Below are 12,381 nucleotides of genomic sequence, written 5' to 3' on the forward strand. Positions count from 1 at the left end.
GTGGCCGGTCAGGCAGCGGCGGCGGCCTCGGGGCGGACCTGGCTGACCAGAGGCCGGGCGAGGGCGCGGCCCAAGGCCATCAGGATGGCGGCTGGGAAGCCGACCACGGGGATGAGCATGGGGACCAATCCGCCGGCGCCGGAGAACAGGACGGCCAGGCCGTAGAGCATGCCGACGAGGGCGTAACCCAAAACGTGGATCCACTGATTCGTCTTGAACCGGAAGAGCCAGTTCACCAGCAGGCACATCGGCAGGCCGATCACCATGCCGGCCACGCCGACCACCGTCAACAGCGGTGCGAGGGAGCCGTAGGACTGCAGGGCCGGGATGAGGTTCAGGACCAGCACGAGTGCCGCCATGGCCAGGTTCGGTGCCAACCAGGCCACCAGGAACCCGTAGAGGGACATCTTCAGCCGGGCGCGGGGCCCGGAGGAAGGCCGCGTGCGGCGGCTGGGCTTGACCGGAATGGGCGTGGTCATGGGTGGGGCTCCAGAAGTGGCGGTGTCGCGAGGGCCGTGCCAGTCTACCGGCGGGGCCGAGGGCGCGTCAGCCGAAGGCCACGCCGTCCATCAGCTTGCGGGCGGTGCGGACGCTGCCGGTGACGAGCACGGCGTCATCACCCGGGACGCCTCCGGCAGCTGACTCGGCCGCGGTCTCCACCACCAGGTCCGTGTGCCCCGTGGGGTGCTCCACCCGGAGATCCCGGGTGGTGTGATCACCGGACAGCGCCGAAGCCACCGTGCCCGGCACCTGCCAGGCCACCGCGGCCGAGGCGGCGGCGAAGACCCCGATCGCCTCATGCACGCGCTTCGGGATGAAGCAGCGGGTGTTGAACGCGCCGCCGTCCCGCGCCGGGGACACCAGACACACCTTGGGGACGGTGGCGTCTGTGACCTCGCCGAGCCCCATCACGGCGCCGGCCTCGAGCCGGATGGCCTCCACCGCGGCGCACAGCTGGGCGTCTGCCTCCAGTGCCGCCGGCTCCTCGGTGCCGTCCACTCCCAGATCGGCCGCGCGGACCACGACGACGGGCATCCCGTTGTCCACGCAGGTCACCTCGACCCCGGCGAAGGTATCGCTGAGGTTCCCCGTGGGAAAGAGGGCCCCACAGCTGGAACCGGCGGTCCCGCGGTAATCCAGCACCACCGGGGCCGCAGACCCGGGGACCCCGGCGATCTCCGTGTCACCGGCGTACGAGACCCGGCCGCCCGGCGTCGTGACCAGGGCCCGGGCCACCGATCCGGTGTTGATCATGTGGATGGTCACCTCGGTGGTGCCGTCTTGGGCGGGGACCAGTCCGCGTTCAACGGCGAAGGGGCCCACCCCGACCAGGATGTTGCCGCAGTTCTGCTGGTCCGAGACCAGGGCGCGGTCCACGGAGACCTGCAGGAAGAGGTAGTCGACCCCGCCGTCCGGGCGGGCCGAGACCACGGCGACCTTGCTGGTCAGCGGGTGGGCACCGCCGAGCCCGTCGATCTGCCGAGCATCGGGTGAGCCCATGAGCCGGAGCAGCAGTGCGTCCCGCTCGGCAGGGTCGGACGGCAGGTCCTCAGCGAGGAAGTACAGTCCCTTGGACGTGCCTCCGCGCATCTGCATGCACCGGACCTGCGTGGAGGGTTCGATGGTGGCAGACATGAGGCCTCTCTTCTCCGGTACTCCCGGGTGGGCTGCTTCTGTGACAATATTGTTCACAATCAGATCCATCATGGCGGACGATCGGGGGAGATTTCCAGTGGCCACAGCGATACGTGCCAGCGCCGCAGTGAATGCGACCGCGGTGGCGGACCAGATCCGGGCCGCCGTCTTCGCTGGCGAGCTCGTGCCGAACCAGCGGCTCGTGGAGGCTGACCTGGCTGAGATGTACGGGGCCAGCCGAGGGCACGTACGCGCGGCGCTGGCCGAACTGACGGTGGAGGGCGTGGTGGAGCGGATCCAGAACCGGGGTGCCCGGGTGCGCTCCGTGCCCCTGGCAGAGGCCTTGGAGATCGTGGAGGTCCGCGCCGCCCTCGAGGCCCTGTGCGCCGCCCGCGCGGCCAACCGCCTCACGGACGAGGAGGCCCTGGTCCTCCGGAGGATCGGTGCCGACATGGAGTCCGCCGTGGAGGCTGGAGATCAGGCGGCCTATGCCCAGGGCAACACGGAACTGCACTCCACGCTCATCCGGCTGTCCGGGCAGCAGACGGCGGCCGCCACCATCGACAGGCTCCGGGCCCAGGCCGTTCGGTTCCAGTACCGGCTGTTCGCGAAGCCCGGGCGTTCGCAGCAGTCCCTGCCCGAGCACCTGGCCATCATCGAGGCCGTCTGCGCCCGGGAGCCGCAGGCCGCCGCCCGAGCCATGCGTGAGCACCTGATGTCCGTGGGTCAAGCGATCGAGGAGTCGGCCAGCTCCGCCGTCTGACGCCCCCTCACTCGGCGCGCAGCGGGTCCCTGCTGGTCTCTCGGGACAGTGCGACAGCCACGAGTGAGACCACGGCGGCGGCCATGAGGAACCACCCCGGGGCCACCACGTTGCCGCTCGTGGCGATGAGCCAAGTGGCTACGAGCGGTGCCGTGCCGCCGAAGAGGGCGTTGGAGAGATTGAAGCTCACGGCGAAGCCCGAGTAGCGGACCTGCGTGGGGAACATCTCGGCCAAGAAGCTCGGCAGGGTCCCATCGTTGAGCGTCAGCATGCCACCGAGCATGATCTGCACCAGCAGGATCACCAGGAAGTTGTCCGTGTCCAGCAGGTAGAACGCGGGAACCGTGAAGAGGATGAAGGACACCGAGGCGCTCATCAGCACCCGCTTGCGGCCGAAGCGGTCGGACAGCGAGCCGGTCACGAAGATGAAGCCGATGTAGGTGGCCAGGGCGACCGTGGTGGCGAGGTAGGAGGAGGTGCTGTCCAGGCCGAGCTCCTCGGACAGGTAGGTCGGCATGTAGGAGAGGATCACGTAGAAGCCCACGGCGTTGAGCAGTACGGCGCCGGAGGCCTGCAGGAGCCGTCCCCAGTGCTCTCGGAACAGGGCGCTCACGGGGGCCTTGACGGCCTCGTCCTTCACCGCCATCTCCCGGAAGGCCGGTGTGTCCTCCAGCTTGGAGCGGATATACCGGCCGATCAGGCCCATGGGTGCCGCCAGGAGGAAGGGCAGCCGCCAGCCCCATTCGATCATCTGCTGGTCGTCCAGGGTGGCCGTCAGCACGGTCGCGATGAGCGAGCCGAGCAGCAGTCCGGTGGCCGTGCTGGCCGGGACCACGGCCGCATAGATCCCGCGCTTCCGCGGTGGTGCGTATTCCACCAGGAAGGCCGAGGCGCCGGCGTATTCGCCGGAGGCGGAGAATCCCTGGATCAGCCGGAGGACGAGCAGGGCCAGGGGCGCCCAGATGCCGATGGCCGCGTAGCCGGGGATCAGGGCGATGAGGAACGTGGCCAGGGACATGATGAGGATGGACCAGGACAATGCCACCCTCCGCCCGAAGCGGTCTCCGACATGACCCCAGAAGAAGCCGCCGAGTGGGCGGACGAGGAAGGACACGGCGAACAGCGAGAACGTCATCATCAGCCCGGTGGCAGGATCCGAGTCCGGGAAGAACACCGCCGAGATGGTCACGGCGAGGTAGCCGTACATGGCGTAGTCGAACCACTCGACGAAGTTGCCGATGAAGCTGGCTCCCACCACGCGCCGCCGGGTGGCTGGGTCCACCGGCTTGTGGGTCTGACCGCTGAGGGTGGTCCTGGTGGCGGGTTCGGCCATCGCGGTGGCGCGTTGCTCGTGGTGCTCGGGACTCATGGGGCCTCTTCTCCGGAGTTGCATTCATTGCAAATGAGTTGCAGTGTGCGTGTCCGGACTAGTGTGGCGATGTGACTCCCGTCACGTCAAGGGGTGGCCCGCCCGGCCGCGAGGGCCTTCTGATGCGTGGCGACGCCGGAGGGTTTGGCCTGCAGGCGCGCGGCATCGCGGCGCCTGCCTTCTGGATGGCTCCGGTGTGTCCGGTGGCCTCTGCGCTTACGTGGGCCCAGCACCCAGGCGCCGGGAGATCTGCGTGGCGGCATCCCGGCAGTGGGCGGTGAGCTCGGGGATCCGCTCGGCTGGGACGCGGTAGCGGGGGGCGGCCAGCAGTACGGTGGCCACCACCTCCCCACGGTGGTCCAGCACGGGAGCCGCGATGCCCACCTCGTCCGCCTGTGTCTCGCCGTGGTTGACGGCGTGGCCCTCACGGCGCACCGCCGCGAGCCGTTCGAGGTAGGCCGCCGGCTGCGTGGCCTCGCTGGGGGAGTCGAAGGCAATGCGTCCGGAGCCCAGCAGGGCGTGCACGCGCTCGGCTGGCTCGTGTGCCATGAACACCTGGACGCTCGCGCTCAGGCCGGTGGTGTAGCGGCTGCCGAGGACTGAGGTGTGTTTGACCTGCTGGCGGCTGGGGACCTGCTCCACGGTGACCGCGGCGGTGCCGTCCCAGATGTTCAGCGCCGCCGTCTCGGCCGTGGTCTCCGAGAGCTCGCGCAGATCGGCCATGGCGATGCGCCGGACGTCCAGGCCCGCCAGCAGGGGTCCGGCGACGGCGATCAGCCCCAGGCCCAGCCGGTACTTTCGGGAGGCCTCGTCCCGCTCCACCACCTTCTCCTGCTCGAGCGTGGCCAGTATCCGGGAGACGCTGGACTTGTGGAGGCCGACCTGGGCGGCGATCTCGGTGACGCCCAGGACCGGCTCCTCCACCGTGAAGCAGCGGATGACCTGCAGGACGTTGACGATCACCGAGGTGCCGCGCGCTGCGCTGGCACTCTCCGGGCCGGCGTCGTTCCCGGTGCTGGTGGTGCTCATGGTGATCCTTCCGGAACGCGGCGCTGACTTGGTGTCCATCACACGATGCCATGACCCGGGCCCCTGCGGGGGAACCGGGCCAGGGCGGGGTGTGGACGACCGACCGGTCTAGGCGTCGATGATGTTGTTCTCCGGGCCGAAGCCGAACTTCGTGATGTTCTCCACGCCGCCGTCCTCGCCGATCACGAGGATGTCATGCTCGCGGTAGCCACCGGCCCCGGGCTCGCCGTCCATGACGGTGATCATCGGCTCCATGGAGACCACCATGCCCGGCTCGAGCACGGTATCGACATCCTCGCGCAACTCCAGGCCGGCCTCGCGCCCGTAGTAGTGGGAGAGCACGCCGAAGGAGTGACCGTAGCCGAAGGTGCGGTTGGGCAGCAGGCCGTGGCCGATGTAGATCTCGTTCAGCTCGTGGGCGATGTCCTTGCAGACGGCGCCGGGCTTGATCAATTCCAGGCCTGCGCGGTGTACCTCCACGTTGACGTTCCACAGTTCCAGGCTGCGCTCGTCCGGTTGGCCGAGGAACAGGGTGCGCTCCAGGGCGGTGTAGTAGCCCGAGGTCATGGGGAAGCAGTTCAGGGAGAGGATGTCCCCGCGCTGCAGCTTCCGGGTGGTGGCCCAGTTGTGCGCGCCATCCGTGTTGATGCCGGACTGGAACCAGACCCAGGTGTCCCGGACCTCGCGGTGCGGAAAGGTCTGGGCGATCTCGTGGACCATGGCCTCGGTGCCGATCAGGGCGACCTCGTACTCTGAGATGCCCTCGCGGATGGCGGCCTTGATGGCCTCGCCGCCGAGATCCCCGATGCGGGCGCCGTGCTTGATGACCTCGATCTCCTCGGCGGACTTGATCATGCGCTGGCGCATGGCGTCCTGGGAGACGTCCAGCAGCTCGGCGCCTTCGAAGGCGTCCTGGATGCGCTGGCGGGTCAGTCCGGGCAGGAAGTCGTCCTCCACGCCGATCCGAGAGGCCTTCACGCCGTCCCGCCTCAGGGCCTCCTGCAGCCCGTGGAAGAAGTTGTCCCGCTTCCAGTCCGTGTAGACGATGTTCTCGCCGTAGCTGGTACGCCAGGGCATGCCCGCGTCGATGTTGGCCGTCACGGTGGTCGAATTGGTTGCGGTCACCACGAGGGCGTAGTTGCGGCCGAAGGTGGTGTAGAGGAAGTCCGAGTAGTACTTGATCCCGTGGTAGCTGGTCAGGATGACGGCGTCCATGGCCTTCTCGGCCATGATCCGGCGCAGGCCGGTCAGGCGGCGCTCGAACTCGGCATCCGAGAAGGTCAGCTGCTGCTTGGAGCCGTTGTGCAGGGTCTTCAGGCGCTCCAGCTCGGAGACGGACTGGGCGGTGTTGGAGGTGGTGGTCATGGTGTACTCCTCAAGACTGGGTTGCGTTAAGCGCAACGGTGTTGCATTGATTCTGTGATGTGTGGCGGGTCACGTCAAGGGGTTCTGCAAGAAACCTCAGCTGGGCAGGCCGAGTTCCCCGATCAGATCCCCGGTGAGCTCCGCGATGACCTGCTCGAACAGCAGCCGACCCTTCGCGGCCGAGGAGCCGTCCGGGGCTGAGAGGCACCCGGTCTCCGGGGTCCTCGAGGGGTCCACCGGAAGGCGATCGAACCGCGGCAGGTTCGCCGGGGGGTGGGTCACGGCGCGGTCCATGGCGACGAGCCCCGGATGCAGGTGCAGCATGAGCGAGGTCTCCAGCACCCCGCCGTGCTCGATGTCCCAGCCGGGGAAGCCGTTGGGGTAGACCGTGCTGAGGGTCTCCTCGGTGACGTAGTCCCAGTAGGAGAGCAGCAGGACCGTGGGGCCGGCCGGATCGGGCAGGCCGGCTCCGGGTGGCGTGGCGCGCACGTCACCGAGCGCCAGGTCCGCGGCCTCGTAGAGGAACTGGTAGTTCTCGTAGTGTCCGTTGAGGATCACGAGGTTCTTCACGCCCTGGGACAGGAACCCGGAGATGAGGCAGCGTGCCTGGGCGATCAGGGCCCCGGCATCCAGGCTGACGGTCCCGGGCAGGTGGTTCCCGCCGCCGGACTTCTGCTGCGACTTGTAGCCGTAGGACAACGGCTCGGCGACCTTGGCGCCGATCCGGGACGCCACGGCCTCGGCGAGGGTCGAGGACAGGGTGGCGTCCGTTCCCAGGGGCAGGTGGGGGCCGTGCTGTTCGAAGGCGCCGGCCGGGAGGATCACGGTGGAGTGCGCTCCGGCCACCCAGTCCCGGTAGGTGTGGGCATCCAGGTGGGCCAGCCGGGTGGGCTGGGCTGTGGGGTCGGTGGTCACTGCTGGGACTTCCTCTCCGTGTGGGTGTGGTAACCGTAGGGGTCCTGGACGTCGGTCAGTGTCCCCGGGCCCACGCCCAGGCGCGGGTCGAGGTGCGGGATGCCGTCCGCGTCCACGGTGTCGTCCTCCTCGCGGCGCCCCGGATCGTTGATGTCCTTCTCCAACTGCCGTACCTCGCGGTCACGGGCGCGGAGTCTGCGTATCAGGTTGGCGATCATCAGCACGATGACGAAGGAGAACGGGAAGCCGCCGATGATCGTGCCGGTCTGGACGGTGTCGATGGCATCCACGCCGCCGATCGAGAGCAGCACCAGCGCGACGGTGGCGATGCTGGCCACCAGGACCACGCGGAACCAGGGGCCGGACTTCTTCGGTGCCGAGACGAACTCGGCCAGTGCATAGGTGCCGGAGTCCAGGGAGGTGACGTAGTAGGTGGCCACCAGGACGGTCGCCACGATGACCAGCAGCGTGCCGATCCACGGCACCATGTCCAGCATGGAGAACAGGGCGGAGGAGGTGTCCTCGGCGGCGTCGGCGGAGATCTGGCCTGATTCGTTGTCATAGTGGATGCCGGCGGAGCCGATGATGCCCACCCAGACCATGACGATCAGGGACGGGATGATGGTCACGCCCAGGACGAACTGGCGGATGGTGCGGCCGCGGGAGATGCGGGCGATGAAGCCGGCCACGAAGGGGGAGAAGGCGATCACCCAGCACCAGATGAAGACGGTCCACCAGCCGTTCCAGCTGTCCGACCACTCCGCCAGCGGAGTCCCGGCGCTCTCGGCCCCGGCGAAGAAGCTCATCGGGATGAAGTGCTGGACGAAGGAGCCGAAGGTCTGGGAGATGTTGGACAGCAGGTAGACGGTGGGACCGAAGACGAACACGGCGATGACCAGGGCGATGCTCAGGATCGAGTTCGTCTCACTGATGCGCTTCATCCCCTTGTTCACTCCGACGAGGGCCGAGGCGGCCGTCAGGATGCCGAAGGCCAGGATGACGATGATCCAGACCACGGTGCTGCCCTCGAATGGAAGCACCTTGGTGGCGCCGGAGGTGAACTGCATCGCGGCGAAGCCGAAGGACGTGGCCAGGCCGAGCACGGTGGCGATGATGGCCAGCAGCTCGATGACGACGCCGGCCGGCCGCTGGGCGCGCTGCGGCAGGATGTCCACGGTCGCCTCGCGGAACGTGAGGGTCTTGCCGAGGTTGTGGTGGGAGTACGCGAGGCAGACCGCCACGATGCAGTACATGGCCCAGGCGGTCAGGCCCCAATGGAAGTAGGTCCATACGAGGCCTCCCTCGCCCGGGTTGGCACCCGTGGGGATGACGGGGGTCTCCTCACGCAGCATGATGGGTTCTGCCACGGACCAGAAGATCAGCCCGATGCCCTGCCCGCAGGCGAAGAGCATGGAGTACCAGGCGAAATTGCTGTGCTCGGGCCGGGCCTTGGGTCCGCCGAGGCGCACGGTCCCGACCCTGCTGATGCACAGCCAGGCGCAGACGCCCACGGCGATGAGCGAATAGGCCACGAACCACCACGTGAATCCGCCGGTGACGAAGGTCCGCAGGCGCCCGATCAGGGTGGCGGCCCCCTCCGGGTTGACCGTCACGGCCACCACGGCGGCGATGATCAGCACCGGCGGCAGGACCATGATGATGGCCCGGTCCAGAGGTGGGATGATCCGGCCTCGGAATCGCGGGAGGGTGACCTTCCGTTCGCTCCCAGCAGCGGGGCTGTACTCGGTGCGGGTGGCGGATTTCTCAGGGGTGGACATGTCGACTTCCTCCAGGCGGCACAGTCGCTGGCTGTTGCACTTATGGCAACGCGGTTGCACTAAACAATGACAGTGACCCAGGTCACCGTCAAGGCCTGGCCGGGAGGACGTCAGATGACGCTGCGGACCGCTGCGTTGAAGTGGCGGACGTGCTCGGCGGCGATCTGCTCCGCACGCTCGGCCTCGCCGTCGAGGATCGCCTCCAGGAGTCCCAGGTGCTCGCGGATATGCCCCGTGACGTCCGGGAGGCGGTCCACCACCACGCACCAGATCCGGGTGGCGAGGTTGTCCAGGCGGACCAGTGACTCCTCGAGATGGTGATTCCCCGCGGTGCGGTAGACCAGGCGGTGGACCTCCAGGTCCAGCGCCATGACGTCCCGCAGGGCGGCGTCGTGCCCCAGCGCTCCGATGCTGCCGCGGGCCTGGGTCAAGGCCTCCCGGGTCTCCGGGTCCACGTTCTCCGCCGCCTTGCGGGCAGCCAGCGGCTCGAGGAGCTGGCGGACCTCGGAGACGGCTGCCAACTCGGTGATGTCCACGCGGGTGGCGAAGGTCCCTCGGCGGGGATAGGAGATCACCAGGTGATCTGTCTCCAGGCGCTTCATCGCCTCCCGCAGGGGGGTGCGTCCGAAGCCGAGCTCGGCGACCAGCTGACCCTCGTTCAGGGGCTCGCCCGGGGCGATGTCCAGCATGATCAGCCGGTCCCGCAGGGTGCGATAGGCCTGCTCGGCGAGTGAGAGTTCCGGGCTGGCGAGGTCCGTGGCGGTACTCATGGCGTCCTTCGGGTGGGCTCTCGGCGAACCGTGAGAGGTGGCGAGTGGTCGGCAGGCCTTGACGGCCTGTGATCCCCATCATACTCTTGACCGCATCTTGATATATCAGTTGTCTTCCAGAACTTCCATGAGTTCTCGATCCGCGCCGCAGGAGGCACCGTGACCCAGACCCGTGAGTCCGCCCAGACCGTCCCCGCCGAACTGACCGCCGAGCTGGCCCAGTTGGACCCGGAGATCGCCGGTCACATCGATGCCGAGCTGGGCCGCCAGCGGGACGGACTGGAGATGATCGCCTCGGAGAACCACACCGCGGCCGCCGTCATGCAGGCCCAGGGCTCGGTGCTGACCAACAAGTACGCGGAGGGGTATCCCGGGCGCCGGTACTACGGCGGCTGCGAGCACGTGGACGCCGTGGAGACCTTGGCGATCGAGCGGGTCAAGGCGCTGTTCGGCGCCGACTTCGCCAACGTGCAGCCCCACTCCGGCGCCCAGGCCAACGCCTCGGTGATGCACGCGCTGATCCGCCCCGGGGACACCGTCCTCGGCCTGAACCTGGCCCACGGCGGCCACCTGACCCACGGCATGAAGATCAACTTCTCCGGACGGCTCTACAACATCGTGGCGTACGGGGTGGACGAGTCCACCCACCAGGTGGACATGGACGAGGTGGCTCGCCTGGCCCGGGAGAGCAAGCCGCAGCTCATCATCGCCGGCTGGTCCGCCTACCCGCGTCAGCTCGACTTCGCCCGCTTCCGCGAGATCGCCGACGAGGTGGGCGCCTACCTGATGGTGGACATGGCCCACTTCGCCGGGCTCGTGGCCACCGGGCTGCACCCGTCCCCGGTGCCGCACGCCCACGTGGTCACCTCCACCACCCACAAGACCCTGGCCGGACCGCGCGGCGGCATCATCCTGACCAATGACGCGGACATCGCCAAGAAGGTCAACTCCGCCGTGTTCCCCGGTCAGCAGGGCGGTCCCCTGGAGCACGTGATCGCCGGCAAGGCCGTGGCCTTCAAAGTCGCCGCCTCGGAAGGTTTCCGGGACCGCCAGGAACGGACGCTGGCCGGTGCGCGGATCCTCGCCGAGCGGCTCACGCAGCCCGACGTGGCCGAGCACGGCATCACCGTCCTCACCGGTGGAACCGACGTGCACCTGGCCCTGGTGGACCTGCGGGACTCCCCGCTGGACGGTCAGCAGGGCGAGGACCTGCTCGCGGCCGTGGACATCACCACCAACCGCAATGCCGTCCCCTTCGATCCGCGTCCCCCGATGGTCACCTCCGGGCTGCGCATCGGCACCCCCGCCCTGGCCACCCGCGGATTCGGCGAGGAGGCCTTCCTCGAGGTCGCGGACATCATCGCCGAGACGCTCACGGCCGGCGCCGCGAGTGCCGCGGCCGGCGGCGCCGGGGTGCCCACCGAGGTCCTGAATGGACTGGGGGAGCGTGTCCGGGTGCTGGCGGCAGCCCACCCGCTGTACCCGAACCTGACCGACCACCTCACCCCGAACTCGAACACGAAGGGAGCCTGACATGGCCGAGAAGCTTCCGGAGCACCCTGATGTCCTGTGGCGCAACCCTGACCCGAAGTCCAGCTATGACGCAGTGATCGTCGGCGGCGGCGGCCATGGTCTGGCGACCGCCTACTACCTGGCCTCGCAGCACGGGATGACGAACATCGCCATCCTGGAACGCGGCTGGCTGGCCGGCGGGAACATGGCCCGCAACACCACGATCATCCGCTCGAACTACCTGTGGGACGAGTCGGCCGCCATCTACGAGCACTCCCTCAAGCTGTGGGAGGGCCTGCCGGAGGAGCTGGAGTACGACTTCCTGTTCTCCCAGCGCGGCGTGATGAACCTGGCCCACACCCTGCAGGACGTCCGCGAGTCCCAGCGCCGCGTCAACGCCAACGTGCTCAACGGCGTGGACGCCGAGTGGTTGGACCCGCAGCAGGTCAAGGAGGCCTGCCCCATCATCAACATCGGGGATGACATCCGGTACCCCGTCATGGGCGCCACCTACCAGCCTCGCGCCGGGATCGCCAAGCACGATCACGTGGCCTGGGCCTTCGCCCGCAAGTGTGACGAGATGGGTGTGGACATCATCCAGAACTGCGAGGTCACCGGCTTCATCAAGGACGGCGACCGCGTGGTGGGCGTGGAGACCTCCCGAGGCCGGATCAACGCCGGCAAGGTCGGTCTCGCCGCGGCCGGGCACTCCTCCGTCCTGGCCGACCTGGCCGGTTTCCGGCTGCCGATCCAGTCCCACCCGCTGCAGGCGTTGGTCTCCGAGCTCTTCGAGCCGGTCCACCCCACCGTGGTGATGTCCAACCACATCCACGTCTATGTCTCGCAGGCCCACAAGGGCGAGCTGGTCATGGGTGCGGGCCTCGACGCCTACAACGGCTACGGTCAGCGCGGTGCCTTCCACGTGGTGGAGGAGCAGCTGGCCGCCGCGTGCGAGCTGTTCCCGATCTTCTCCCGGGCGCACCTGCTGCGCACCTGGGGCGGGATCGTGGACACCACCTTCGATGCCTCTCCGATCATCTCGCCCACCCCGATCGACGAGCTCTACGTCAACTGCGGCTGGGGCACGGGCGGCTTCAAGGGCACACCGGCCTCCGGCTACACCTTCGCCCACACCATCGCCACCGGCGAGGCCCACGCCCTGAACGCACCGTTCGCGCTGGACCGCTTCGAGACCGGGCACCTCATCGACGAGCACGGCGCCGCAGCCGTGGCCCACTGACGGGA

Annotated in this window: 11 protein-coding genes; 3 read left to right on the forward strand and 8 right to left on the reverse strand. The window is 68.5% G+C overall.

Annotated elements, in window-relative coordinates:
- Positions 1–8: 8 nt before the first annotated feature.
- Entirely contained in the window at positions 9–479 is a 471-nt protein-coding gene (locus IMT31_RS10970) for a hypothetical protein (protein WP_345356058.1), read from the reverse strand.
- Positions 480–546: 67 nt separating this feature from the next.
- Entirely contained in the window at positions 547–1,635 is a 1,089-nt protein-coding gene (locus IMT31_RS10975; protein ID WP_413542791.1) for a 4-oxalomesaconate tautomerase, read from the reverse strand.
- Positions 1,636–1,732: 97 nt separating this feature from the next.
- Between IMT31_RS10975 and IMT31_RS10980 the strand changes: the two genes are divergently transcribed.
- Positions 1,733–2,398 (forward strand): GntR family transcriptional regulator, encoded by a 666-nt coding sequence (locus tag IMT31_RS10980; RefSeq protein ID WP_413542792.1) that lies wholly within the window; start codon positions 1,733–1,735, stop codon positions 2,396–2,398.
- Positions 2,399–2,405: 7 nt separating this feature from the next.
- On the opposite strand, the gene IMT31_RS10985 is transcribed toward IMT31_RS10980, so the two are convergent.
- The 6 genes from IMT31_RS10985 to IMT31_RS11010 form a co-directional block, all read right to left on the reverse strand.
- Positions 2,406–3,731: an MFS transporter gene (locus IMT31_RS10985; protein ID WP_413544413.1), complete on the reverse strand. Its 1,326-nt coding sequence runs from the start codon at positions 3,729–3,731 to the stop codon at positions 2,406–2,408.
- A gap of 252 nt (positions 3,732–3,983) precedes the next feature.
- The gene (locus tag IMT31_RS10990; RefSeq protein ID WP_413542793.1) at positions 3,984–4,796 is read right to left on the reverse strand and encodes an IclR family transcriptional regulator; all 813 of its coding nucleotides are present in this window, start codon (positions 4,794–4,796) and stop codon (positions 3,984–3,986) included.
- Positions 4,797–4,904: 108 nt separating this feature from the next.
- A complete protein-coding gene (locus IMT31_RS10995; protein WP_413542794.1) occupies positions 4,905–6,161 on the reverse strand; it encodes an aminopeptidase P family protein in 1,257 nt (418 codons plus the stop codon).
- A 96-nt stretch (positions 6,162–6,257) separates the two neighbouring features.
- On the reverse strand, positions 6,258–7,076 hold the full coding sequence (locus IMT31_RS11000) for a creatininase (protein ID WP_413542795.1): 819 nt from the start codon (positions 7,074–7,076) through the stop codon (positions 6,258–6,260).
- Positions 7,073–8,854 carry a BCCT family transporter gene (locus IMT31_RS11005; protein ID WP_413542796.1) on the reverse strand — a complete coding sequence of 594 codons (1,782 nt, stop codon included), beginning with the start codon at positions 8,852–8,854 and terminating at the stop codon, positions 7,073–7,075. Before IMT31_RS11005 ends, IMT31_RS11000 begins: the two co-directional genes overlap by 4 nt.
- Before the next feature lie 110 nt (positions 8,855–8,964).
- A complete protein-coding gene (locus IMT31_RS11010; RefSeq protein ID WP_345356019.1) occupies positions 8,965–9,624 on the reverse strand; it encodes a GntR family transcriptional regulator in 660 nt (219 codons plus the stop codon).
- Between the two features lie 159 nt (positions 9,625–9,783).
- On the opposite strand from IMT31_RS11010, the gene glyA reads away from it, so the two are divergent.
- Complete coding sequence (gene glyA, locus IMT31_RS11015) at positions 9,784–11,157, forward strand: serine hydroxymethyltransferase (RefSeq protein ID WP_413542797.1); 1,374 nt, start codon at positions 9,784–9,786, stop codon at positions 11,155–11,157.
- Position 11,158: 1 nt separating this feature from the next.
- Complete coding sequence (locus tag IMT31_RS11020; RefSeq protein ID WP_345356013.1) at positions 11,159–12,376, forward strand: sarcosine oxidase subunit beta family protein; 1,218 nt, start codon at positions 11,159–11,161, stop codon at positions 12,374–12,376.
- The last annotated feature ends 5 nt before the right edge of the window (positions 12,377–12,381 follow it).

Origin of the sequence: Citricoccus nitrophenolicus (assembly GCF_047305825.1) — a bacterium.
GTDB classification, from domain to species: Bacteria; Actinomycetota; Actinomycetes; order Actinomycetales; family Micrococcaceae; genus Citricoccus; species Citricoccus nitrophenolicus.